Source organism: Lysobacter sp. F6437, from assembly GCF_052547215.1.
In genome coordinates this window covers 1,644,910-1,668,816 of the sequence record NZ_JBQWRB010000001.1, presented here as the reverse complement: position 1 = coordinate 1,668,816, position 23,907 = coordinate 1,644,910, and the positions used below count along the sequence as shown (strand labels likewise).

Genomic DNA, 23,907 nt, shown 5'->3' with positions numbered 1-23,907 from the left:
CCGCCCATGGAACGCATCGAACGCATCCACGCCCTGCACCGCATCCTCACCGCCGCGCGCTACCCGGTGACGGTGCAGCGCCTGCAGGAAGAGCTGGAATGCTCGCGCGCGACGGTCTACCGCGACCTCGCCTATCTGCGCGACCAGCTGATGGCGCCGGTGATCGGCAATGGAGAGGCCGGCTTCCGCTACGACCCCGACGACAGCAGCCGCTTCGAACTGCCGGGCCTGTGGCTGAACTCGGACGAGTTGCACTCGCTGCTGGCCGCGCAACAGCTGATGCTGCGCAGCGGCGGCGGGGTGCTGTCGGATGCGCTGGCGCCGCTGCAGCAGCGCATCGAGAAGCTGCTCGACGACCATGCCGGCGGCCGCCGTGTCCCGGTCGAACGCGTGCGGGTGATCCCGCATCGCACCCGCAAACTCGACGAGACCGCGTTCCGCCACGTCGCCACCGCGGTGCTCGATCGCAAGCAGCTGGCGTTCGAATACCGCGCGCGCTCGACCGACCAGCACACCCGCCGCGCGGTCTCGCCGCAGCGCCTGACCCACTATCGCGACAACTGGTACCTCGACGCCTGGGACCACGAGCGCGATGGCCTGCGCAGCTTCGCGGTCGACCGCATCAGCGCCGCGCGACAGCTCGACGAGGCCGCCCGCGACGTGCCCGACGAGGAACTCGACCGCCAGCTGGCGTCGAGCTACGGCATCTTCTCCGGCACCCCGAAGGGCTGGGCGACGATCCTGTTCAGCGCCAAGGCCGCGCGCTGGGTCGCTGACGAGCACTGGCATTCGCAGCAGCAGGGCCGGTTCCTGCCGGACGGCCGTTACGAGTTGAAGCTGCCCTACAGCTCCGGCCGCGAACTGCTGATGGACGTGCTGCATTACGGCAGCGACGCCGAGATCGTCGAGCCGCCGCCGTTGCGCGAGCAGGCACGGACCCTGCTGCAACTGGCGATCTCCAACTACGAGCGCAGCCCGGGCTGATGGCGGGCGCGGACGCTCCGAAGATCGAACGTGGTGAACCGGTCGCACTGGTGCTTGGCGCCGGTGGTGCGCGCGGGCTGGCGCAGATCGGCGTGATCGACGCGCTGGTGGCGCGGGGACTGGAGATCGTCGCGGTCGCCGGCTCGTCCAGCGGCGCGCTGGTCGGCGGGCTGTACGCGGCCGGCGAGCTCGGCGTGTTCCGCGACTGGCTGCTGTCGATGAACCGCACCGACATGCTGCGCCTGCTTGACCCGGTGTTCGGCAAGCCGGCGCTGTTCGAGGGCACCCGGCTGATGGCGGCGCTGCGCGAGCGCACCGGCGACCTGCAGATCGAAGACCTGCCGATCGACTTCACCGCGGTCGCGGTCGACCTGATGCGTCAACGCGAAGTCTGGCTGCGGCAGGGTGACCTGTGGGACGCGGTGCGCGGCTCGATCGCGATCCCCGGCGTGTTCACCCCGCACCGCGTCAACGGCCGCGAACTGGTCGACGGCGGCCTGCTCGCGCCGTTGCCGATCGCTGCCACCCGGTTGTCGGATGCGCACCGGCTGATCGCGGTCGACATGAACAGCTGGCCGATGACACCGCCGGGCGCGCCGGCCAAGCCCGACGAACCGGAACCGCGCAGCGGCGACGAGGCGCCCGCGCACTCGCGGCTGCTGGACTGGATCGAACATCGCTTCCATCGCAGTGGCGATGACGCGGACGCCTCGCCCCACTACGGCTTCACCGAACTGATGGCGCGATCGCTCGACACCATGCAGGCCCAGATCGCCCGCGTGCAGATGGCGCTGGACCCGCCCGAACTGGTGATCCGGATCCCGCGCGACGCCTGCCAGTTCTACGAGTTCTGGCGCGCGAAGGAACTTATCGCGATCGGCCGCGTGGAAGCCGACAAGGCCCTCGATGAAGCCGGCTACTGAACGTCGGGGCCGTTGTAGGAGCGGCTTCAGCCGCGATCGGGTGGTCGTTTGCCCGCGCCGATTCCACGATCGCGGCTGAAGCCGCTCCTACAAAAGCGCGGATCGAACCTCGAGACGGCAGACCCATCGCGCCACCAAGTCGCAGTCCCTGAGATACCCCGACGCAATCCTGCAGCTCCAGTCACCCAGGAGCCGCGCCATGACCCGTTCCGCCCCGACCGCCGCCGAACCGATCGACCCACGCCTCGAAGACGTCCTGCGCTATGCCATCGCGATCGGCGCGACCCTGTTGCTGCTGGTTCCCGCCGCCCGCGGCTCCAGCGAAACCCTCGGCTGGCTGCCGCTATGGCTTCTGGCGATGCCGCTGAGCGCATGGTGGGCCGTGCACCGCTTCCGCCTGCGCGCCGCAACCGCGGATCATCGCACCCATGCCGCGACTCGCCGCCGGAGCGGCCCGCAGGCCCGCCGCCGTGTGCGTCCAGTGCCGCGCCCCGCGTTGCCAAAAGCTGCGTAACTCGACCAAGCGGTCCGATGTAGGAGTGGCGACAGCATGCTGTCGCCGGTAAGTCGCGATCGCACGGCGATCCCGGCGTCGGTGAAATCGCGACTTACGTCGCTCCTACGGCCACGCCATCTGGCCATCGAGCACCGTGCATTGAACCCCCCCGGAATCCTCGCCAACCGGACGGGAGCCGGTGCGTGGGGGATTGCGCAAAAGCGGCCATGGATGGCCGCGGCCCGAGTCAGGGCAGGACGCCCTGACCGAGGGCTGGAGCAATCCCCCACGCGCCGGCTCCCGCGCGAGCCACTTCCCGAAGGTCCAAGTCGTCGTGGCTTCGTGCACGCCACCCGCCAGCCACCTCCGTGCTAGCTTGCGGGTTTCGCCTTTCCCGCCCCCCACCGATACCCCGGAGCGCCCATGTCCAAGCTGTCGCAGGCCGTCCAGGCCGCCATCCTCGTCACCGGCCTGGCTGCTGCGGGCGCCTCCCACGCCCAGGAGCCCGCCGTGACCGACCCCTACCTCTGGCTCGAAAATGTCGAAGGCGAGAAGGCCCTCGACTGGGTCAAGGCCCGCAACGCCGTGACCGAAGCCGAACTGGCGGCCACCCCCGAATTCAAGCAACTCGAAACGCAGATCCGCGCCATCCTCGACTCCGACGCCAAGATCCCCTACGTCGGCAAGATCGGCGACCACTACTACAATTTCTGGAAGGACGCGCAGCACGAGCGCGGCCTCTGGCGCCGCACCACGCTGGAGTCCTACCGGACCGACGACCCCGAGTGGGAAACCGTCATCGACCTCGACGCGCTCAACAAGGCCGAGGGCGAGAACTGGGTCTGGCACGGCGCCGACTGCCTGCCGCCGGAGTACCAGCGCTGCCTGGTCGCGCTGTCGCGCGGCGGCGCCGACGCCGACGTCACCCGCGAGTTCGACCTGGCCGGCAAGCAGTGGGTCGAAGGCGGTTTCTTCCGTGATGAAGCCAAGGGTGGCCTCGGCTGGATCGACCGCGACAACGTCTACGTATTCACCGACTTCGGGCCCGATGCCGATGGCCAGAGCACGCTCACCGAGTCCGGCTACCCACGCATCGTCAAGCGCTGGACCCGCGGCACGCCGATGAGCGAGGCCACCGTGGTCTACGAAGGCACCGACGACGACATGTACATCGCGGCGATGCACGACCACACGCCGGGCTTCGAGCGCGACTTCGTCAGCCGCACCATCGCCTTCTACAACGATGAGCTGTACCTGGTCGGCGACGACGGTGAACTGCGCCAGGTCGACGCGCCGAACTCGGCCAACAAGTCGGTGCACAAGGACTGGCTGGTGCTCGAGCTGCGCGAGCCGTACGAGGCCGCTGGCAAGACCTTCCCGGCCGGCAGCCTGGTCGCCGCCAACTTCGACGCCTTCATGGCCGGAGGCCGCGACTTCACCGTGCTGTTCGAGCCGAGCGACACCACCTCGCTGGCCGGCGTCACCACCACCGCCAACCACTTCGTGCTCAACATCCTCGACGACGTCAAGAACGACCTGCAGGTGTTGACCCCTCCAGCCGATGGTGGCGTCGAATGGGCGCGCAGCGATTTCACCGGCCAGCCCGAAGGCAGCGTCTCGGTGGGCGCGGTCGACCCCGACCACAGCGACGCGGTCTGGGTGCAGGCCGATGGCTACCTCAGCCCGGCGACGCTGGCGATCGCCGAGGTCGGCCAGGCACCGCAGGTGCTCAAGACCATGCCGGTGTTCTTCGATGCGTCGACCCACGAGGTCGACCAGTTCTTCGCCACCAGCAAGGACGGCACCCGCGTGCCGTACTTCATCGTCAAGCCGAAAGGACTCGCGCTCGACGGCAGCACCCCGACCCTGCTGTACGGCTACGGCGGCTTCGAGATCTCGATGACGCCGGGCTACTCCGGCAGCGTCGGCAAGGGCTGGCTTGAGAAGGGCGGCGTCTACGCGGTCGCCAACATCCGCGGCGGCGGCGAGTACGGCCCGCGCTGGCACCAGGCCGCGCTGAAGCAGAACCGCCACAAGGCCTACGAGGACTTCGCGGCGGTCGCGCAGGACCTGGTCGCACGCAAGATCACCTCGGCCGACAAGCTCGGCATCCAGGGCGGCAGCAACGGCGGCCTGCTGATGGGCAACATGCTCACCCAGTACCCCGAACTGTTCGGCGCGATCGTGGTGCAGGTGCCGCTGCTCGACATGCAGCGCTACCACAAGCTGCTCGCCGGCGCGTCGTGGATGGCCGAGTACGGCAACCCCGACAAGCCGGAAGAGTGGGCGTTCATCAAGACCTTCTCGCCGTACCACCTGTACGACCCGGCGAAGGACTACCCGCCGACGCTGTTCATGACCTCCACCCGCGACGACCGCGTGCACCCCGGCCACGCCCGCAAGATGATGGCGAAGATGCTCGAAGGCGGCGAAGACGTGCGCTACTACGAGAACATCGAAGGCGGCCACGGCGGCTCGGCCAACAACAAGCAGGCCGCGCACATGAGCGCGCTGGCCTTCACCTTCCTGTGGAACCAGTTGAACGATTGAGTCGCATAGCGGGCCGGCCTCCCGCCGGCCCGTTCCCCCGAATGCCCGTGCCTTTGTAGGAGCGGCTTTAGCCGCGATCAGGAGTCGGCGCGAGCGACCAACCATCCGATCGCGGCTAAAGCCGCTCCTACAAAAGCCCGGACAGAACACCCGTCCACCGCTCCCGGTTGCACTTCCCACCCCCGGACCCCATCCCATGAAGCCCACCCTGCTGCTGGCCGCCTTGATGACCGTTTCCGCTCCGACCCTTGCCCAGGACCTGCCGCCGCCCGACGTCGAGCAGCGCCCGCACACCGTCACCGCGCCGCATGGCGCCGAGCGCCAGGACGAGTACTACTGGCTCCGCGACGACACCCGCAAGAACCCGGAGATGCTGGCCTACCTCAACGCCGAGAACGCCTACGCCGATGCGTACATGGCGCGCCTCAAGCCGCTGGAGGACACGCTGTACGACGAGATCGTCGGCCGTATCAAGCAGGACGACAGCTCGGTGCCGTACCGCGAGCGCGGCTGGTGGTACTACAGCCGCTTCGAGACCGGCCAGGACTACCCGGTCTATGCGCGTCGCGAAGGCTCGATGGACGCGGCCGAGCAGGTGCTGCTCGACGTCAACGTGATGGCCGAAGGCAAGGACTACTTCAACGTCGGCGACTGGGAAACCAGCCAGGACAACACGCTTCTGGCCTGGGCCGAGGACGACGTCGGCCGCCGCCAGTACGTCATCCGGGTCAAGGACATCGCCACCGGCAAGGTGCTGGACGACGTGATCCGTGGCGTCTCGGCCAACATCGTCTGGGCTGACGACAACCGCACGATTTTCTACGTCGAGAACGACCCGGAAACCCTGCTCACCGTGCGCGTGAGGAAGCACGTGCTAGGCACGCCCTCCAGCGAAGACGAACTGGTCTACGAGGAGCACGACGACAGCTTCTACATGGGCATCGGCCGAACCCGCGATGACAAGTTCATCTGCATCGGCGTCGAGAGCACGGTGTCGAGCGAGTCGCGCTGCGCCCCGGCCGCCGACCCGCGCGAGTTCACCGTGCTGGCCCCGCGCGAGCGCGACGTCGAGTACGACGCCGACCACCACGGTGGCCTCTGGGTGATCCGCACCAATGCCGATGGCGCCGAAAACTTCAAGCTGATGACCGCCCCCAGCGATGCGACTTCGCGTGCGCAATGGCAGGAGTGGATCGGCCACGACGAGGACGTCTTCGTCGACGGCTACGAGCTGTTCGACGGCTTCACCGCGGTCGCCGAGCGTTCCGGTGGCCTCGAGCGCATCCGCCTGTTGCGTGGAGAAGCGGGGCAGCCCGACCCGGCGTCCGAGTACGTCAAGGCCGACGAGTCCGCGTACAGCATGGGCCTGTCGACCAACTCCGAGCCCGACACCGACTGGCTGCGCTACAGCTACACCTCGCTGACCACCCCGGCCACGACCTACGAACTCAACACGAAGACCGGCGAACGCCGCCAGCTCAAGCAGCAGCCGGTGATCGGCTACGACCCGTCGAAGTACACCACCGAGCGCCTGTGGGCGACCGCCCGCGACGGCGTCAAGGTGCCGGTCACGCTGGTCTACCGCAACGGCTTCGAGAAGGACGGCAGCGCGGCGATGCTGCAGTACGCCTACGGCAGCTACGGCAGCTCGACCGACCCCAACTTCAACCTGTCGGTGGTCAGCCTGCTCGACCGCGGCATGGTTTACGCGCTCGCGCACATCCGCGGTGGCCAGGAGATGGGTCGCAAGTGGTACGACGCCGGCAAGCTGCTCAACAAGAAGAACACCTTCACCGACTTCATCGACGTCACCAAGTATCTGGTCGAACAGGGCTATGCCGCGCCCGACCGCGTCGCCGCGTACGGTGGCAGCGCGGGCGGGCTGCTGATGGGCGCGATCGCCAACATGTCGCCCGACACCTACGACGTGATCCTGTCGCAGGTGCCGTTCGTCGACGTGGTCACCACCATGCTCGACGCGTCGATCCCGCTGACCACCAACGAATACGACGAGTGGGGCAACCCGGAGACCAGCGTCGAGTCGTACGAGTACATGCTCAGCTACTCGCCGTACGACAACCTCTCGAAGCAGGCCTATCCGGCAACTTTCGTCGGCACCGGCCTGTGGGATTCGCAGGTGCAGTACTGGGAGCCGGCCAAGTACGTCGCACGCCTGCGCGACCTCAATACCGGCAGCGAGCCGGTGCTGTTCCGCACCAACATGGACGCCGGCCACGGCGGCAAGTCCGGTCGCTTCCGCCGTTACCGCGAACAGGCCGAGATGTATGCGTTCATGCTGGACCGCCTGGGCGTCGCCCAGCCTGCGCGGTAGGACTCCTGTAGGAGCGGCTTCAGCCGCGATCGGAAACCGTTCGCCCGTGCCAATTCCAGATCGCGGCTGAAGCCGCTCCTACAATGGAAGGATGTCCGACTCCGCACCCGAGCCACCACCGTCCCGCCTGCGCTGGGCCTGGTGGCTGCTTGCCTGGCTGAGCCTGGGTCTTGGATTGCTCGGCGTCGTGCTGCCGGGGCTGCCGACGGTGCCCTTCATCCTGCTGTCGGCCTACGCCGCCGCGCGCGGGTCGCAGCGGCTGCATCGCTGGTTGCTGGCCCATCGTCAATTCGGCCCGATGATCCGCGACTGGCAGCGGCACGGAGCGGTCTCGCGGCGGGCCAAGTGGTTCGCGGTCACGACGATGGCGGCCTGTGCGGTGGTGATGTTCCTGACCGCGCCCCGGCCGTGGATGGCGATGCTCGGCAGCGCGATCATGCTGGTGGTCGGCACCTGGTTGTGGCATCGGCCTGAACCGCCGTCGGCATGAGCTTCGCAGCCGCGACCGGCGCGGCTACACTGCGCCGATGAACGCACGAAACCCAATGCTGCTCGCCGCCCTGGTCGTCTCGCTGCCGCTGGCCATCGCCGGTTGCGGCAACAAGGGCCCGCTGGTCATGCCCGACGAGGTCGAGCCGGTCGAGGCACCCGAGGTTCCCGCCGGCACGGTGCCGGTCGAGTTCGACGAGCCGGCTGTCGACGACCCCGCTCTCGACGATGCCGGTGTCGCCGATCCGGCATCCATGCCGGTCGACGGGGGCGACATCGATACGACCTCGGAGCAGGACGTGTCGCCCGCCGACCCGGCTCCGTTCGACCCCATCCCGATCGATCCGGCCACCGTGCCCGACAGCCCGCCCGAGCCGGGGACTGCCGACGACGGCAATGGCTGAGGTGCAGTCCGCCCGACAGTCGACCCGGCTGCCTTTCAGCAAGATGCATGGCGCCGGCAACGATTTCGTCGTGCTCGACCTGCGCGGCAGCGCGCCCGCTCCCGGTGCGGACCTTTGCCGCGCGCTCGCCGACCGCCACACCGGGGTCGGCTGCGACCAGATCCTGACCGTCGAGGACCCGCGTGAAGCCGGCTCCGTCGCCAGCTACCGGATCTGGAACGCCGATGGTTCGCCATCGCAGCAATGCGGCAACGGCGCCCGCTGCATCGCCGCCTGGCTGGTCCGCGATGGCGCCGCGAAAGACTCGGAGTTCACCCTCGACAGTCCGGTCGGCAGCCATGCGGTGACTCGCCTCGCCGATGGCTTCCGGGTGGCGATGGGCGTGCCTGAGTTCGATCCCGGCAAGATTCCGCTGCGTGGTTTCGATGGCCCGCGCGACACCTACGTGCTCGGTACCCGCGGCTCGATCATCGGCTTTGGCGCGGTGTCGATGGGCAATCCGCACGCACTGGTCGAGGTCGACGACATCGATCGGGCGCCGCTCGGGACCACGGGTGTCGTGTTGCAGCAGCATGAGGGGTTCCCCGAGTCGGCCAACATCGGTTTCGTGCAGGTCGAGTCGCGCCAGCGCATCCGCCTGCGCGTGCTCGAGCGCGGGGTCGGCGAGACCCTGGCCTGTGGCAGCGGCGCCTGCGCGGCAGCGGCGATACTGATGCGTCGAGGCAAGATCGGTCGCGAGGTCAGCGTCGTGCTACCCGGCGGTACGCTGCAGATCGGCTGGGCCGGTGAAGACGCACCGGTCACCATGGCGGGGCCGGCGACATTCGTATTCGAAGGAGAATGGCTGCATGACCGAGACCACTGAAAAGCTGGGTGCGCACGAGGTCGCGGCGTGGCTGCGACGGCACCCGAATTTCCTGCAGCAGTTCCCGGACCTGGCGCTGAGCCTGGTGGTGCCGCGCGAGGCGGGTTCGGCGTCGTCGCTGGCGAGCTACCAGTTGGAGGTGCTGCGCGACAAGAACCGTGAGCTCAACCGGCGCCTGCAGGAGTTGTCGGGCAATGCGCAGGACAACGAGCGGTTGGCGGTACGCACGCAGCAGCTGACGTTGGCGCTGATGCGGCAGGACAGCGCGGCCGACACGCTGCGGGCGATGGCGGCGAGCCTGGCGGAGGATTTCAATGGCGACCTGGTGCGATTGGTGATGTTTTCGCCGGTCGATGGGCTTGATGATGCGGAGTGGTTGCAGCAGATCGATGCGGATGACGCGCGGCTGCAGCCGTTCCGCGATTGCCTGGCCGATGGCGAGCCGTTGTGTGGGCGGTTGCAGCCGGACAAGCATGCGCTGCTCTATGGGACGCGTGCGGACGAAGTGCAGTCGACGGCGTTGCTGCCGTTGGCGGGTGTCGGGCTGGTGGCGGTGGGCAGTGGCGATCCGAACCGGTTCTTCCCGGGGATGGGGACGCTGTTCCTGCGGATGATGGGCGAGGCGCTGGAGACGGCGTTGGCGAGGTATGTGCGGTAGTTGCGTCGATAGCGAGGGCAAAAGCAGGAGCGGCTTCCCGGCTTCGGGTGGGGCGGCGACCTGTCCGGGGTTTGCTACCCGGCTCGGTCAGGCCATCCATGGCCTGACTCGCCGCCGCGGACCATCCATGGTCCGCTTTTCGCAAACCCCGGACAGGTCGCCGCTTCGTGGGCGTGGAGGGTTTCGCCTGGTGGGGGACGGGGTTGTGGGTCTCCGGTCGCGTCGCGGCCTTCCCGCTGGCGAGAGAGCTGGGTCATGCTCCGGTGAGTCGTTTGGGAATTCTTTAGGAATTGCAGGCCGGGGGGCGGGGGCGTGACTTCGCTTCCTGTCGACGACTTCCTGTCCCATCTCGCGGTCGAACGGCGGATGTCGCCGCATACGCTCGATGCGTATCGGCGTGATCTCGCGGTGTTGTCGCAGTGGGTGCAGGAGCAGGGTGTCGAGGTCGTGGATGTAAAGGCCGAGCAGTTGCGCGCTTTCATTGCGGCCGAGCATCGTCGCGGGCTGTCGCCCAAGAGCCTGCAGCGGCGGCTGTCGGCGTGTCGCAGTTTCTATGGATGGTTGTTGAAGCACGGGCGGATCAGTGCCAGTCCGGCGGCGGCGATCCGTGCGCCGAAGGCGCCGCGCAAGTTGCCGCAGGTGCTTGATCCGGACGAGGCCAAGGCGCTGGTCGAGGTGCCGACGGACGTGCCGCTGGGCCTGCGTGACCGCGCGTTGCTGGAGCTGTTCTATTCGTCCGGGTTGCGGTTGAGCGAGCTGTGCGCGTTGCGCTGGCACGATCTCGATCTGGGCGACGGGCTCGTCACCGTGCTCGGCAAGGGCGGCAAGCAGCGCAGTGTGCCGCTGGGGTCGTTTGCCCGTAATGCCCTGCGCGAGTGGCGTGGGTCGACCGGTGCCGGGAACGATGCGCCGGTTTTTCCCGGCCGCAATGGCCCGATCACGCCGCGCGCGGTGCAGTACCGGCTGCGCCAGCTGGCCCAGCGACAGGGTCTGTTCAAGCGCGTGCATCCGCATCTGCTGCGTCACAGTTTCGCCAGCCACGTGCTGGAGTCGTCCGGCGACCTGCGCGGGGTGCAGGAGCTGCTCGGACACGCCGACATCTCGACCACGCAGATCTACACACATCTCGACTTCCAGCACCTGGCCAAGGTCTACGACGCTGCCCATCCACGGGCCAAGCTCAAGAGCTGACCGGTCGACGCCGCAAGCCCCCGTAGGAGCGGCTTCAGCCGCGATCGAACAATCGTCTGCCCACACCGATCCACGATCGCGGCTGAAGCCGATCCTACGAAAAGCCAGTTCGGCGTGGTCCGCCCTTGCACCCACCGCCGGCAACCCCCATCCAAGGGATTCGACCCACGGAGCCTGCAATGGACCCCAGCCGGAACCCCAACGTATTCCACGCCACCACCATCGTCTCGGTGCGCCGCAACGGCCATGTGGCCGTCGCCGGCGACGGCCAGGTGACGCTCGGCAACACGGTGATGAAGGCCAACGCGCGCAAGATCCGCCGGCTTGGCAAGGACGGCCAGGTGATCGCCGGTTTCGCCGGCGCCGCCGCTGATGCGTTCACCCTGTTCGAGCTGTTCGAAGCCAAGCTGCTCAAGCACGGCCAGCTCACCCGCGCCGCGGTCGAGATGGCCAAGGACTGGCGCACCGAGCGCCGTTTCGGGAAGCTCGAGGCGCTGCTGGCAGTCGCCGACAAGGAAACCTCGCTGGTGATCAGCGGCACCGGAGACGTGATCGAGCCCGACGACGGCATCATCGCGATCGGCTCCGGCGGCATGTACGCGCTGTCGGCCGCACGCGCACTGATGGCGCACACCGAACTGGATGCCAAGACCATCGCCACCGAGGCGATCAACATCGCCGGCGACGTCTGCATCTACACCAACCGCAACGTTGTCGTCGAAGAACTGTAGGAGCGGCTTCAGCCGCGATCGGAGCCCCGGTCGCGCGAATCCGCTCCACGATCGCGGCTGAAGCCGCTCCTACAGAAGCCCCCGCATATGTCGCTCAAGCCAGATACCTCCAACGCCACCATGACCCCGCGCGAGATCGTGCAGGCGCTCGACACCCACATCGTCGGCCAGCAGGACGCCAAGCGCGCCGTTGCGATCGCGCTGCGCAACCGCTGGCGCCGCAGCCAGCTCGACGACGAGCTGCGCAACGAGGTCATGCCCAAGAACATCCTGATGATCGGCCCGACCGGCGTCGGCAAGACCGAGATCGCGCGACGGCTGGCGACGCTGGCCAACGCGCCGTTCGTCAAGGTCGAGGCGACCCGGTTCACCGAGGTCGGCTACGTCGGCAAGGACGTCGAGCAGATCATCCGGGACCTCGCCGATACCGCGGTCAAGCTGTATCGCGAGCAGGCCAAGCACAAGGTCCGCACGCGCGCCGAGGAGCGTGCCGAGGACCGCATCCTCGATGCGTTGCTGCCGCGGCGCCAGCAGCAGCCGACCGGCTTCGGCTTTGGCGCGCCGGATCCATCGTCGACCACCACCGTCGATATCGGCGCCGAGCCGTCGTCGCAGGAGTCCGACACCCGCACCAAGCTGCGCCGGCAACTGCGCGCCGGTGAACTCGACGACCGCGAGATCGACATCGAGGCCGCGGTCAATGTCGGCGTCGACATCATGGCGCCGCCCGGCATGGAGGAGATGGGCCAGCAACTGCGCCAGATGTTCTCGCAGGTCGCCGGCAACAAGACCCACAAGAAGACCCTCACGATCAAGGCCGCGCGTCCGCAGCTGATCGAGGAGGAAGCCGCGCGTCTGGTCAACGAAGACGAGGTGCGCGAGGCCGCGATCGAAGCCTGCGAGCAACACGGCATCGTGTTCATCGACGAGATCGACAAGGTCGCCAAGCGTGGCGAAGCGGGCACCACTGGCGGCGATGTCTCGCGCGAAGGCGTGCAGCGCGACCTGCTGCCGCTGGTGGAAGGCTCGACCGTCAGCACCAAGTACGGCGTGGTCAGGACCGACCACATCCTGTTCATCGCCTCCGGCGCGTTCCACCTGGCCAAGCCGTCGGACCTGATCCCGGAGCTGCAGGGCCGGTTCCCGATCCGGGTCGAGTTGGGCGCGCTGAGCAAGGACGACTTCATCCGCATCCTGACCGAGCCCAAGGCCGCGTTGACTACCCAGTACGTGGAGTTGCTGAAGACCGAAGGCGTCGAGCTGGCCTTCACCGACGACGCGGTCGAACGCATCGCCGAGATCGCCGCCACCGTCAACGAGCGCCAGGAGAACATCGGCGCCCGCCGCCTGCACACGGTGCTGGAGCGTTTGCTCGACACGCTGAGCTACGAAGCACCAGACCGCGATGGCCAGTCCATCGGCATCGACCGTGCCTATGTCGATGAGCACCTGGGTGAGCTGGTGCAGGACCCGGATTTGAGTCGGTACATCCTGTAGTACGCGACGAGGTCACGCTGGGGAAGCAACGGCCCCAGCCGCGCCTCAATTCTGGTCGGCGAGCCGCGTATCGTTAGCCAAGCCAGCCTGTCCGGGTTGCTTGGTGATACGCGTCGCTGCGTCCTTGATCGCCGTCCAGTCGCGTCGCTCCACCCATGCGAACGCGCAGTTCCTGCTGCGCCTTTCCCACAGTTCTCCGATACGCTTTTTGCCGCGACTCTCCCCGCTGTCGGAAAGATGGGCGCCCTTGTACTCCACGGCTATGGTGCCACCGCCCTCCAAGCCGATCAGGAAGTCTGGATAGAAGCGATCAGACGCGGTCTGCAGTGAGAAGGACGTCGGCTTGCGCTCCACGTTTCGAATCCACCACGCCACGTCGGACAACTGGTTTGCGATGAACTCGGCACAGTCGAATTCCTCGCCACGATCCTTGAGATTTCCGATGACCGGGAAGAAATGCCGCTTCAGCGGGATCAGGCCGGTGTACGGCGTGTCATAGGCGTAGCGTCCCTGCTTGATCACCAACGCTTTGTCGCCAGATGCATCGAAGCGGGATTCGTCGCTGACCAAGGCGTCAAATACCGACTGCTTCGCAATCTTCAAGCCCGCTGCCAGCTTCCGCTCCACCGCACCGCGCAGGCGGTACTTGCGATACGCCAACTCCGCGATGGTGAAGGGCGGTTGGCGCTGTTCAAGCAGCCACGTCATCACCGCGCCGATCCAGGCGACTTTCTGGTCGCGATCGGCATAGGGAAAATGGATGTTGGCATCGAGCCAATGCACCAGTTCGGTCGCGCTCCAGCCGTCCTCGACCGAGAACAGCGCCAACTGGCTGTCCAGCCGGTCGTAGATGCCGCACTCCACTTTCTCCAGTTCCGATATCGAGAGCTTGGCGCGGCGCATCGCTTCGAGGTCGTGGGCGAACTCGCCTTCGGTCAGCTCCGGGTCGAAGCTGTCGATCTCCCAGTCCGCGTCCAGCAGGGCGGTTTCGTTGAAGACCTCGAAAAAGCTTCCCTGTTTCAGGACCAGTTGTGGGATCGAGGCCTCCTCGCCACGGTCGGCCGGCGCCTTTGTCTCGGGCGGCGGCGCAACCCGGGCGGCCAGTGCAGCATCCAGTCCTTGTTCGATTGCCGTTGCCGCGGCTCTGAGGGAAAAGGTTGCGGCGATCTTCCGGATATCCTGCGAGTTCGTGCCACCCCTGATCGTCAGCGTGCCGATCTCCGGCGATATTTCCAGTCGCTTCCTGAGTGCGGCAGGCAATGCAGCGACCGCTTCCGGCTCCGGTAGGGCGACGGCGTCCCCATTTTCCGGAAGCGCGACAGTCAGGTCCTGCGAGAAGACGCTGCCTGTCGATTCGACATCGTCCGGCAACCGGATCAGCTGCTTCGTGTCCAGTCGTTCGAAGCCACTTTGCACCAAGCCGTCGCGCAGTCCCTGCACGGTGGCAGCGAGTTCGGTCGATACCACATAGGCGTAGCTGCGATTCAGGGTCTCGTGCTGTTTGCGCTTGACGTTCGGCATCCGCAGGACGCGTCCGAGTACCTGTTCCACCGCGGTGGCCGAGGTCGTGTTGCGGAAGGTGAACAAGACATAGGCGTTGGGGCAATCCCAGCCCTCGCGTAGCTTGTCCACGGTGATGATGAACTGCGGATAGTCCGGGTCTCCAAGTCGCTTTCCGGCCAGTTCGTCCAGCTCGCCGGTCGCGATGGCGATGGACTCGGCAGGAACCTGGAAGTCCTCGATCAAATGCTTCCTGACCACGTCAGGTGTGAACGTCGCGGTGTTGGCGTTCCGGCGCTCAGCCTGTATCAGCATCACTATCGGGTGGATGACTTCGCCGGTTTGCCCGGCTTCGGCGACTGCGTCCTTTTCCAGCGCGTGCAACCGGGCGATGGCTTCGGTCAGGGTTATGCGCCATTCGGCGTGCACCGCCAGCTCCAGTGGCAGCTTTAGCATGTCTTCGCCCTGCAAGGTCGCTGCAGAGACGCTGCGCAGGACATTGGAAGGGTGGTGGTTGCGGTCCGGCGTGGCGGTCAGCTCCAGCACGCCGCTCGGGCCGAGTTTCACCAGCGTATCCATCGCCAGCGGCGCGCCCTGGCTGTGCGCCTCATCGACCACGATGAAGGGATGGCGCAACCGGATGACGTCCACCAGTGACTGGTCGCCGCGCACCTGTTCCGGGGTGTCGGTGAAATGCGCCATCAGGCTGCCATTCTGGCGGTTGACGCGAAGCCCTTCGGAGCCCTCCCGCTTGAATGACTGCATGGTGGCGACGAGGATGGTGGTCGCGGTATCCAGCGTCGCCGGCTGGACCGACAGGGCTTGGTCGATATTCAGGACGTTGACCGCACCGAACAGCGAACGCATGTCTTCATACAGCAGCTCGCCCGGGGTGGTCAGCCCATGCAGCGTCTGTTCCCGAATAGGATCAGAGGGTACCAGCCAGATCACAAGCGGGAAGTCCGCGGACAGGAAGCTGCGACGAACGCGCTCGATCGCCTGCCCTGCGAGCCGCGTCTTGCCGCCGCCCGTGGGGACGCGCAGGCAGACATACGGAACGGATTCAGCGCCGGGCAGCGGATGGTAGGGAAGCGAATGTCCGAACGCTTCCAGAGTGCTTTCGGCAAAGGCGCGGGCGGGGTTGTCGAGTTCGCGCGTGCGCGCCAGAAAGGCTTCGTAATCGTCGAGCAGGCGTCGCTGGTATTCCTTCAGGCCCACGACATCTCCTTCAGCCTGTAGGGCAGCAGTTTGAAGTCGATGCCCAACTGGCCGAGCCGGGCCGGATCGAAGCGGGTGCGCGCGCCATACACCACCCACGGGCCGCCGAAATCGCCGGTCTCCTCCTTCAGGATCTCCAGCGTGCGGCCGTTCAACACGTTGCCGCCCACTTCGCTGCGGTCGCCGAGGATGCCGTTGTAGAGCAGGAAGATCGCCTTGCCGTTGGCGATGCCCAGCAAGGGAGACCTGCCTTCGTGCCGCGTACTGCGAAGGCGTCCGGAACCTGTTTCCACGAACCAGACGAACTCGGCCAGGTCGGAGAAACATACGTCCTCGCGGATCTGGCCGTCCGCTGTGAACAGCGGATCCGCGCTCAACGTGCAAAACCTGAAGTTCCCGCCCAGTCCTTCGATCTGTTCGTGCTTCTGTCCGCGACGTACTACGTACCCTTCGGCCGCCCTTTTGAGTCTCGGCGCGATCACCTGCGTTGCATTCCTTTCGTCCATCTCAATGAGAAGGAAGCGCAAACCATCGATCCGGGAAGCCAAGGCCGAGTGCCCGGTTGTGCCTGACCCGGCGAACGCATCCATCACCAGGTCATGGGGTCTCGCGTAGAGCCCGAGCAGGTAGCTGATCAGCTTCCTTGGCTTCGGGTAGTCGAACTTCAATCCCATGCGCTCGAGTTCGTTCTTGTCCTTTTCGGTTGAGCCGAGATTTCTCAGCAACGTCGACACAAAATGAGCCTGACGTCCTTCCCGTCGATAGGTTGGAACGCCATTCTTTGACAGGAAGAACCTCAGACTTGTGCCGTCGTCCTCGATCGGTCGGCACTCCGAGGAGATGAACTTCCTCAACTTGGCTGCCGACGACCACCCCGAGTAGACGCGACAGGAATTCATCAACCGACCATCTCTCACGACCATGTTGTCGCGCCGGATGGGGTAGGTGGCGCTGAACTCCTCTCTGAACTCACGGGGAACCCAGCCCCCGTTCTTCTCGACCGCAGCCATGAACTCTTCGGCACAGGCAAATTCCGGGAGGTCCAGGGAGTCGGCCTCGCAGGGAAAGCCGGGGGGAAGCTCGATCGTCGATGCGGGATTGGCTCTCCCGTTCTTTACGACCGAGTTCTCCGCGAAGTCCCGTAGCAGTTTCGACCCCTCTTTCACGGCGGGGTCGATGGTCGAATTGATCTTCGGGGCGCCGGGATTGCGAGCATATGCAAGGACGTAGTCATGAACCGCAGTGACATCCTCGGCGTTTTCGGTATTTCCCTCGGTGACGAAAATGAAAGTCTCTATGTGGCACTTAGCTCCGAAAATTTCATCGAGCATCAGTCGCAGGTTTCCGACTTCGTCCTTGCCGATGCTGCAGAACAGGACGCCGTCGTCGCGCAAGAACTGCCGCAGCAGTAGCAACCGCGGATACATCATGCATAGCCAACGGTCGTGGCGGTCGAGCGTTTCGCCTTCCTTGCCCACGACTTCACCCAGCCACCGGCGGATCTCGGGGCTGTTGACGTTGTCGTTGTAGACCCAGCCTTCGTTGCCGGTGTTGTAAGGCGGGTCGATGTAGATGCACTTCACCTGTCCCGCGTAGCGTGGCAGCAGTGCCTTCAGCGCGTGCAGGTTGTCGCCCTGGACGACCAGGTTGCCGGTGTCGCTCCCGTCCGGCGCCTCACAGCTGAGCGCGGGCACCGGCTCCAGCAGCCGGTAGGGGACATCCTTGTGGTGCTTCACCACCGCGGACTTCCCGATCCAGTCCAGTACCGGCACTAGCGGTTCCCCACCGACCGTCGCACTTGTTGGTGCGCGGGATCCCTGTCCCCCGGCAACCCCATGCCCCCGACCTGCCGTCGGCACGTGCTGGAGATCTCCGGCAGTTGTTCGAGCAGGTGCGCGGGCATGGGTAGGCGCGGATCAATCAATAATTGATCAAATCATAAATCAATAATTGATTGGCGAGTCAGCCTGCCGCCCACCATCGCGGCATGAAGAGCGAGCAGGCGGGGTTTGGCGCGCGGTTGCGCGAGGCGTTGCAGAAGGCAAAGCTGCCGGAGAGCGCCGCCGAACTGGCACGGCTGGTGCCGCAGTACGGCGGCACGGCGGTTACCACGGCCGCCGCCCATCGCTGGATCAAGGGACAGTCGATACCCCGGCCGGAGAACATCCGGGCGCTGGCTACCCTGCTGCGCGTTCCGCTGGACTGGCTTTACGGGGAAGAGCCGGGTGGGAGCAAGGTCCGCGAACCGAAGGTCGCCTGGGAGGCCAGCGTGGTCGACCGGCATGCTGTTGATGCCTTCCTGTCGCTGGACGACGGCCATCGCAAGCTGGTGCGCGAGCTGATCGCGGCGCTGGCCAAGGTCGCGAATCGCTGAGCATCACGGCCGATAGGCCGGACGTCATGCGATCGAACGGCAGAGGGCGATCCTGCCACCGGACAGTACGGTGATGACCTGCCCCAACCCGAAGATCGCCGGTACGGGGCATGCAACCACCACCGTGCGTCCCGTGACGGGCGCGCCCGCATGAAAGGATTCTGCACGGATGCCCGGGTTCACCTGTCGGACTGTGGTCGCGGGGCTGCTGCTCTGCCTCGTTGGATGCGGCTCGGAGCCGGATGCGCCGGCCGAGCCTGTCCCCGCCGCGCCACTGGTCTCCGACCACATCGTGTCGCAAGGCGATTGTTTCGGGTCGCGCTCCTATGACCGGTGGATGGATCGGCTCTGGGAGAACAACAGCGTCCTGATCTACGCCATGCTTCGGATGAGGTTTTCCGAGCGCGACTTCGAGCGTTACCGGCGGCAGCTCGATTGTCGATACATCGAATATCGAAGCGACGGGTACGTAGTCGGCGCCTGGCTGGTGGTGCCGAGGGGCGATCCCGATGAAGGTACAAGTGCAGTCGCAGGCCGAGGGTTTCCGGTCATCCTCTATAACCGGGGCGGCAACCGCAGTTACGGCGCGCTGCGATTCGCCCATTTGTTTACCCATGTGTTCCCGTTGGCCGAGCGGGGCTACATCGTCGCCGCCAGCCAGTATCGCGGCGCGACCGCGCCGCAGGATGCCGGGTCGTCGCCCGACCAGTTCGGTGGCGACGACGTCCGGGATGTCACCAAGCTGCTGCGGATCGTCGCCGGGCTGCCCATGGCGGACCCGCACAACCTGTTCATGATCGGCCAGAGTCGCGGCGCGATCATGACGTTCCGGGCGTTGCGGGAGAGCCCGCTGCCGATCCGGGCGGTCGCGATCTACTCGGGCGTGTACGACCTGTACGACCTGTTGGAGATGCGTCCGGCCTTTGACGAGCTGTTCGAAGCCCTGATTCCGGACTACCGCCAGCAGCGCGTGTCCGAGCTGGACCGTCGTTCGGTGACCCACTGGCCCGTGCAACTGCCGCCGTCGACCGGCGTGCTGATGTTCCATGGCGATGCCGATGAGCGCGCGCCAGTGGGTTCGTCGCGTACGCTGGCCGCCGAGCTGGACCGGCTCGGGCGCCCGCACCAGCTGGTTGTGTATCCGGGCGAATCGCACTACCTCGATGGGGTGCGCGCCGAGGTGCACGATCAGACCCTGCGCTGGTTCGAGCGCTTCCGGCACTCGCCGCCACCCCTGTGACCGGGCGAACTGGCCGGGGCGTCGACGTCAACACGCCGGACCACCTCGCGATGCGATAATCCGCCCATGAGCGACCAGACCCCGCACGACCGTACCTCCGGCACCACCCACTTCGGCTTCCGCGACGTCCCCACCGGCGACAAGCAGAAGCTGGTCGGCCAGGTGTTCTCCTCGGTCGCCGGCAACTACGACCTGATGAACGACCTGATGTCGATGGGCGTGCACCGGGTGTGGAAGCGCTTCTTCGTCGCCACCGCGCAGGTCAGGCGCGGCGACCGCGTGCTCGATCTCGCCGGCGGCACCGGCGACATCGCGCTGCTGCTGCGCGACCGCGTCGGCGATGCCGGCTCGATCGTGCTCGGCGACATCAACGGCGACATGCTGCGGGTCGGTCGCGACCGGATGGTCGACAAGGGCAAGGTCGCCGGTTTCGAGTACGTGCAGATGAACGCGCAGGCGTTGCCGTTCCCGGATGCCAGCTTCGACCTCGTCACCATCGCCTTCGGCCTGCGCAACGTCACCGACAAGGACGCCGCGCTGCGCGAGATGCAGCGCGTGCTCAAGGTCGGCGGACAGGCGCGGGTGCTGGAGTTTTCGGAGGTCACGCAGGACTGGTTCAAGCCGATCTACGACTTCCACTCCTTCAAGGTGCTGCCGCGGCTGGGCAAGCTGTTCGCGGGCGACGCCGACAGCTACCAGTACCTCGCCGAGAGCATCCGCAAGCATCCGCCGCAGGACGAGTTGAAGGCGATGATGGGCGAGGCCGGCTTCGCGCGCTGCGACTACCGGAACCTGTCCGGCGGGATCGTCGCGATCCACACCGGCTACAAGGTCTGAGGTTTTTTCCGGGAGCGGCTGAAACCGTTCCTGCAGCCGCAGGACGCCGCGTAGGACACAAAATCGACCGTATCGGCACTTCGCGCCCTTTGCCGCGGGGCGCTACACTCGGCCGCTCACCCGTAACCGTGGGCCTGCCATGCGTTCCTCGATCCTGACTTTCTGTGTTGCCGCCGCCGTGGTCATGAGCGGCTGTTCGCGCGATGGCGCGCCGACCGGCGACACCGCCGCCACGCCCGATGCCGAAACCGCCGCGCCGCCGGCCGAGTACGACTCGCTGTCGTACGCGCAGCCCGACCAGGTCCGCATCAAGGACCTCGCGCTGGAGCTCGCGGTCGACTTCGACGCCAAGCAGATCAGCGGCAGCGCCACCTACCAGCTCGACTGGACCAATCCGGAAGCCACCCAGTTGGTGCTCGACACCCGCGACCTGACCATCGAGAAAGTGGTCGGCGAGCGCGGCGACGACAAGTGGATCGACCTCAAGTACGACCTGGCCGACGCCGACGAGCGCCTTGGCAGCAAGCTCACGATCGAGGCGCCGCAGCAACCCGAACGCATCCGCGTGACCTACGAGACCTCGCCGGAGGCGTCGGGCCTGCAGTGGCTGACCCCGGCGATGACCGAGGGCGGCGAGCAGCCCTTCATGTTCAGCCAGTCGCAGCAGATCCACGCGCGTTCGTGGGTGCCGCTGCAGGACACCCCGCGCGTGCGCTTCACCTACACCGCGCACGTGACCAGCCCGAAGGACGCGATGGTGCTGATGAGCGCCGACAACGACCCGAAGGCCGAGCGCGACGGCGACTACAGCTTCAAGATGCCGCAGGCGATCCCGTCGTACCTGCTGGCGATCGCCGCCGGCGACCTGGTGTTCAAGCCGATCAACGAGCGCAGCGGCGTCTGGGCCGAGCCGGCGATGGTCGACAAGGCCGCCGCCGAGTTCGCCGACACCGGCAAGATGATCGACGCCACCGAGGCGATGTACGGCCCGTACCGCTGGGAGCGCTACGACATGCTGGTGCTGCCGCCGTCGTTCCCGTACGGCGGCATGGAGAACCCGCGCCTGAGCTTCATCACCCCGACCGTGATCGTCGGCGACGGCTCGCTGGTCTCCCTCATCGCACACGAGCTGGCGCACAGCTGGTCCGGCAACCTGGTGACCTTCTCCAGCCCCAAGGACCAGTGGCTCAACGAAGGCATCACCACCTACGTCGAGAACCGCATCGTCGAGTCGCTGTACGGCAAGGAGCGCGCCGACATGGAATTCGTGATCGCGCGCAACGAGCTCAGCGAAACCATCGGCGAGATGGAGCCGCACGCGCAGTCGCTGGCGATCCGCCCCGACGTGCAGGTCAAGGCCGGCGACACCCTGACCGCGGTCGCCTACGACAAGGGCGCGTGGTTCATGCAGTTCCTCGAGCAGCGCTTCGGTCGCGAGGTGTTCGACGAGTACCTGCGCGGCTACTTCGACCACTTCGCGTTCCAGTCGATCCCGACCACCACGTTCGTCGAGTACACCCAGGCCAACCTGCTCGACAAGAACCCGGGCAAGGTCACCGAAGCCGAGCTCGACGAGTGGGTCTACGGCACGGGCATCCCGGCGTCCGCGCCGAAGACCGAGTCGCCGCGCATGGACGCGGTCGACACCGCGCGCCAAGCCTGGGTCGATGCGGGCACGTTGCCGGAAGCGTCGGTCACCGAGGCCTGGACCACGCAGGAGTGGGTGCACTTCCTCGAAGGCATGCCGGAGACACTCAGCACCGAACAGCTGGCCGCGCTGGACGAGGCCTACGAGTTCACCGGCACCCCGAACGGCGAGATCGCGATGCGCTGGTATCCGCTGGCGGTGCGCAGCGGCTACACGCAGGCCAACGACGCGATCGCCGCGTTCCTCAAGAAGATCGGCCGTCGCAAGCTGATCATGCCGACCTACGACGCGCTGGTTAAGACGCCCGAAGGCTTGGCGCTGGCCGAGAAAACCTTCGCCGAAGCGCGGCCGGGCTACCACCCGATCACCACCGGCTCGGTCGAGTCGGTGATCGCCAAGGCCAAGGGCGAGGACGCCGCGCCGGTCCGCGACTGACCGTCGCCAACGATGATTGCAACGCGGCCGCCTCCGGGCGGCCGCGTTGTTTTCGTCGCGCACCCGACTCCTGCTTCTGTAGGAGCGGCTTCAGCCGCGATCGGAGAATCGTCCGCCCGCGCCGACTCCCGATCGCGGCTGAAGCCGCTCCTACAATGGGGCGGATAATCCCGTTGCCTGAGGAGATAACTTGATGAAGATGCAAGTCACGCTGTTGTCCGCAGCACTGATGCTGGCGGCCTGCCAACCCGCGCCCGATCCAGAAGCCGTGCGCGCCCAGCAGGCCGCGGCAGTGGAGCAGGCCGCCGAGACCATGGCCAGGCAGTTCGACGAGCAGTTCGCCGCGCAGAACTGGCGGCTGGCCAAGGCCCACGGCGACGTGCTGCTGGCCGAGTACCCGGACAGCCAGGCCGCCGCGCGGATCAAGGCCGACCATGCGGAAGCGACCGGCAAGGCCGAGGCCGCCGAGAACGCCGCCCGGGTCGAAGCGTTGTGGGCCTACCAGAGCGAGGCGGTCGGCTCGAAGCAGCAGTTGTCGGCTGCGATCTACGCCAAGGACAACCTCGACACCGACGGCAGCGGCCCGCGTCCGGTGCGCCTGATCTTCCGCGACCACCCCGAGTGGGGCGACAGCGCCTACCTGACGCTGGAAGCCGGCGATTTCGACTGCTACGGCGGCTGCCGGGTCAAGGTCGCCGTTGACGATGCCGAGCCGAAATCGATGGCGGCCAGCCGTCCCGACACCGACGAGGCGATCGCGATGTTCATCGAGGACGAGGCCGCGCTGTGGAAGCTGGCCGGCGATGCGGAAGTGATCGCGATCGAGTTCCCGGTCAAGCTTGGCGGCACCCGCACCGCGGTGTTCGAGGTCGGCGGGCTGGATACCGCGAAGCTGCCGGACTGGAACTGAGCCGGCGGCCGCCATCACGCCGGCCAGTCGCCACCGGCGTATGGTTTCGACGTGGCGACCACATCGCCATGTCGGCGCCCCCGCAGGGATGCCCGGGCCGGTCCATCGATGACACCCGCCGCAGCGGAACGGACGGCGGGTCCAGCGGAGGCGACCATGCTCTCCCCACGCCTGCACAACTTCCTCGACGAACACCACGCGCCCTACGCGACGCTCACCCACGACCGTACCCTCACCGCGCAGGCCACCGCCCACGCCGCGCATGTCGGTGCCGGCCACTTCGCCAAGACCGTGATGATCAAGGTCGACGGCAAACTGGCGATGATGGTGATGCCCGCACCGTACCGGGTCGACTTGACCCGGCTGTCACGCGCGCTCGGCGGCCCCGAAGTCGAGCTGGCCGAGGAGACGGAGTTCCGCGACGCGTTCCCAGATTGCGAACTGGGCGCGATGCCACCGTTCGGCCACCTCTACGGGATGCAGGTCTACATCGACTCGCGGCTGGCGCAGCAGCCGGACATCGCGTTCAACGCCGGCTCGCACACCGACACAGTGCGCATGTCCTATGCCGAATTCGAGCGCCTGGCCGAGCCGGAACTGCTATGGCTCGCGCACGTGATGTGAG

General features: G+C 66.6%; 20 protein-coding genes. 18 read left to right on the top strand and 2 right to left on the bottom strand.

Features of this window, described 5'->3' with window-relative positions; genetic code table 11:
- Positions 1-6 precede the first annotated feature (6 nt).
- From ACT9F5_RS07760 to hslU, 12 genes are all read left to right on the top strand, one after another.
- Positions 7-984: a WYL domain-containing protein gene (locus tag ACT9F5_RS07760; protein ID WP_445119306.1), complete on the top strand. Its 978-nt coding sequence runs from the start codon at positions 7-9 to the stop codon at positions 982-984.
- Positions 984-1,907, top strand: a complete 924-nt coding sequence (locus tag ACT9F5_RS07755) for a patatin-like phospholipase family protein (protein WP_445119305.1) — start codon at positions 984-986, stop codon at positions 1,905-1,907. Before ACT9F5_RS07760 ends, ACT9F5_RS07755 begins: the two co-directional genes overlap by 1 nt.
- A gap of 199 nt (positions 1,908-2,106) precedes the next feature.
- A complete protein-coding gene (locus ACT9F5_RS07750; RefSeq protein WP_445119304.1) occupies positions 2,107-2,421 on the top strand; it encodes a hypothetical protein in 315 nt (104 codons plus the stop codon).
- 405 nt (positions 2,422-2,826) lie between these two features.
- Complete coding sequence (locus tag ACT9F5_RS07745; RefSeq protein WP_445119303.1) at positions 2,827-4,953, top strand: prolyl oligopeptidase family serine peptidase; 2,127 nt, start codon at positions 2,827-2,829, stop codon at positions 4,951-4,953.
- A gap of 196 nt (positions 4,954-5,149) precedes the next feature.
- Complete coding sequence (locus ACT9F5_RS07740) at positions 5,150-7,285, top strand: prolyl oligopeptidase family serine peptidase (RefSeq protein ID WP_445119302.1); 2,136 nt, start codon at positions 5,150-5,152, stop codon at positions 7,283-7,285.
- Between the two features lie 91 nt (positions 7,286-7,376).
- Positions 7,377-7,775, top strand: a complete 399-nt coding sequence (locus ACT9F5_RS07735; RefSeq protein WP_445119301.1) for a DUF454 family protein — start codon at positions 7,377-7,379, stop codon at positions 7,773-7,775.
- Between the two features lie 55 nt (positions 7,776-7,830).
- The gene (lptM, locus tag ACT9F5_RS07730; RefSeq protein WP_445119300.1) at positions 7,831-8,178 is read left to right on the top strand and encodes an LPS translocon maturation chaperone LptM; all 348 of its coding nucleotides are present in this window, start codon (positions 7,831-7,833) and stop codon (positions 8,176-8,178) included.
- Positions 8,171-9,043, top strand: a complete 873-nt coding sequence (gene dapF / locus ACT9F5_RS07725) for a diaminopimelate epimerase (protein ID WP_445119299.1) — start codon at positions 8,171-8,173, stop codon at positions 9,041-9,043. Before lptM ends, dapF begins: the two co-directional genes overlap by 8 nt.
- Positions 9,027-9,701 carry a DUF484 family protein gene (locus ACT9F5_RS07720; protein ID WP_445119298.1) on the top strand — a complete coding sequence of 225 codons (675 nt, stop codon included), beginning with the start codon at positions 9,027-9,029 and terminating at the stop codon, positions 9,699-9,701. Before dapF ends, ACT9F5_RS07720 begins: the two co-directional genes overlap by 17 nt.
- Positions 9,702-10,067: 366 nt before the next feature.
- The gene (gene xerC / locus ACT9F5_RS07715; protein WP_445119517.1) at positions 10,068-10,892 is read left to right on the top strand and encodes a tyrosine recombinase XerC; all 825 of its coding nucleotides are present in this window, start codon (positions 10,068-10,070) and stop codon (positions 10,890-10,892) included.
- A 179-nt stretch (positions 10,893-11,071) separates the two neighbouring features.
- Positions 11,072-11,623 (top strand): ATP-dependent protease subunit HslV, encoded by a 552-nt coding sequence (gene hslV, locus ACT9F5_RS07710; RefSeq protein ID WP_445119297.1) that lies wholly within the window; start codon positions 11,072-11,074, stop codon positions 11,621-11,623.
- A 120-nt stretch (positions 11,624-11,743) separates the two neighbouring features.
- The gene (gene hslU, locus ACT9F5_RS07705; protein WP_445119516.1) at positions 11,744-13,120 is read left to right on the top strand and encodes an ATP-dependent protease ATPase subunit HslU; all 1,377 of its coding nucleotides are present in this window, start codon (positions 11,744-11,746) and stop codon (positions 13,118-13,120) included.
- 45 nt (positions 13,121-13,165) lie between these two features.
- Here hslU and ACT9F5_RS07700 read toward each other — a convergent pair whose 3' ends face one another.
- Together ACT9F5_RS07700 and ACT9F5_RS07695 are read right to left on the bottom strand one after the other, a co-directional pair.
- On the bottom strand, positions 13,166-15,838 hold the full coding sequence (locus ACT9F5_RS07700; protein ID WP_445119296.1) for a DEAD/DEAH box helicase family protein: 2,673 nt from the start codon (positions 15,836-15,838) through the stop codon (positions 13,166-13,168).
- Entirely contained in the window at positions 15,829-17,610 is a 1,782-nt protein-coding gene (locus tag ACT9F5_RS07695; protein ID WP_445119295.1) for a DNA methyltransferase, read from the bottom strand. Before ACT9F5_RS07695 ends, ACT9F5_RS07700 begins: the two co-directional genes overlap by 10 nt.
- Before the next feature lie 215 nt (positions 17,611-17,825).
- Here ACT9F5_RS07695 and ACT9F5_RS07690 point away from each other — a divergent pair, with 215 nt between their 5' ends.
- The 6 genes from ACT9F5_RS07690 (at position 17,826) to ACT9F5_RS07665 (ending at position 23,906) form a co-directional block, all read left to right on the top strand.
- Positions 17,826-18,212 carry a helix-turn-helix domain-containing protein gene (locus ACT9F5_RS07690; RefSeq protein WP_445119294.1) on the top strand — a complete coding sequence of 129 codons (387 nt, stop codon included), beginning with the start codon at positions 17,826-17,828 and terminating at the stop codon, positions 18,210-18,212.
- Positions 18,213-18,381: 169 nt separating this feature from the next.
- On the top strand, positions 18,382-19,452 hold the full coding sequence (locus ACT9F5_RS07685) for a prolyl oligopeptidase family serine peptidase (RefSeq protein WP_445119293.1): 1,071 nt from the start codon (positions 18,382-18,384) through the stop codon (positions 19,450-19,452).
- 66 nt (positions 19,453-19,518) lie between these two features.
- A complete protein-coding gene (gene ubiE, locus ACT9F5_RS07680) occupies positions 19,519-20,289 on the top strand; it encodes a bifunctional demethylmenaquinone methyltransferase/2-methoxy-6-polyprenyl-1,4-benzoquinol methylase UbiE (protein ID WP_445119292.1) in 771 nt (256 codons plus the stop codon).
- Between the two features lie 139 nt (positions 20,290-20,428).
- Positions 20,429-22,372: a leukotriene A4 hydrolase C-terminal domain-containing protein gene (locus ACT9F5_RS07675; protein ID WP_445119291.1), complete on the top strand. Its 1,944-nt coding sequence runs from the start codon at positions 20,429-20,431 to the stop codon at positions 22,370-22,372.
- 193 nt (positions 22,373-22,565) lie between these two features.
- The gene (locus ACT9F5_RS07670) at positions 22,566-23,282 is read left to right on the top strand and encodes a hypothetical protein (RefSeq protein ID WP_445119290.1); all 717 of its coding nucleotides are present in this window, start codon (positions 22,566-22,568) and stop codon (positions 23,280-23,282) included.
- Positions 23,283-23,438: 156 nt separating this feature from the next.
- Positions 23,439-23,906, top strand: coding sequence for a YbaK/EbsC family protein (locus tag ACT9F5_RS07665; RefSeq protein ID WP_445119289.1), 468 nt, complete (start codon positions 23,439-23,441; stop codon positions 23,904-23,906).
- Position 23,907: the final 1 nt, after the last annotated feature.

Coding starts and splice junctions, on each gene's coding strand:
- xerC (WP_445119517.1), top strand. CDS start 10,068: ATGTCGCCGCATACGCTCGATGCGTATCGGCGTGATCTCGCGGTGTTG.
- ACT9F5_RS07755 (WP_445119305.1), top strand. CDS start 984: ATGGCGGGCGCGGACGCTCCGAAGATCGAACGTGGTGAACCGGTCGCA.
- ACT9F5_RS07750 (WP_445119304.1), top strand. CDS start 2,107: ATGACCCGTTCCGCCCCGACCGCCGCCGAACCGATCGACCCACGCCTC.
- dapF (WP_445119299.1), top strand. CDS start 8,171: ATGGCTGAGGTGCAGTCCGCCCGACAGTCGACCCGGCTGCCTTTCAGC.
- lptM (WP_445119300.1), top strand. CDS start 7,831: ATGCTGCTCGCCGCCCTGGTCGTCTCGCTGCCGCTGGCCATCGCCGGT.
- ACT9F5_RS07690 (WP_445119294.1), top strand. CDS start 17,826: ATGAAGAGCGAGCAGGCGGGGTTTGGCGCGCGGTTGCGCGAGGCGTTG.
- ACT9F5_RS07665 (WP_445119289.1), top strand. CDS start 23,439: ATGCTCTCCCCACGCCTGCACAACTTCCTCGACGAACACCACGCGCCC.
- ACT9F5_RS07760 (WP_445119306.1), top strand. CDS start 7: ATGGAACGCATCGAACGCATCCACGCCCTGCACCGCATCCTCACCGCC.
- ACT9F5_RS07745 (WP_445119303.1), top strand. CDS start 2,827: ATGTCCAAGCTGTCGCAGGCCGTCCAGGCCGCCATCCTCGTCACCGGC.
- ACT9F5_RS07685 (WP_445119293.1), top strand. CDS start 18,382: ATGCCCGGGTTCACCTGTCGGACTGTGGTCGCGGGGCTGCTGCTCTGC.
- hslV (WP_445119297.1), top strand. CDS start 11,072: ATGGACCCCAGCCGGAACCCCAACGTATTCCACGCCACCACCATCGTC.
- hslU (WP_445119516.1), top strand. CDS start 11,744: ATGACCCCGCGCGAGATCGTGCAGGCGCTCGACACCCACATCGTCGGC.
- ACT9F5_RS07740 (WP_445119302.1), top strand. CDS start 5,150: ATGAAGCCCACCCTGCTGCTGGCCGCCTTGATGACCGTTTCCGCTCCG.
- ACT9F5_RS07675 (WP_445119291.1), top strand. CDS start 20,429: ATGCGTTCCTCGATCCTGACTTTCTGTGTTGCCGCCGCCGTGGTCATG.
- ACT9F5_RS07720 (WP_445119298.1), top strand. CDS start 9,027: ATGACCGAGACCACTGAAAAGCTGGGTGCGCACGAGGTCGCGGCGTGG.
- ACT9F5_RS07735 (WP_445119301.1), top strand. CDS start 7,377: ATGTCCGACTCCGCACCCGAGCCACCACCGTCCCGCCTGCGCTGGGCC.
- ACT9F5_RS07670 (WP_445119290.1), top strand. CDS start 22,566: ATGAAGATGCAAGTCACGCTGTTGTCCGCAGCACTGATGCTGGCGGCC.
- ubiE (WP_445119292.1), top strand. CDS start 19,519: ATGAGCGACCAGACCCCGCACGACCGTACCTCCGGCACCACCCACTTC.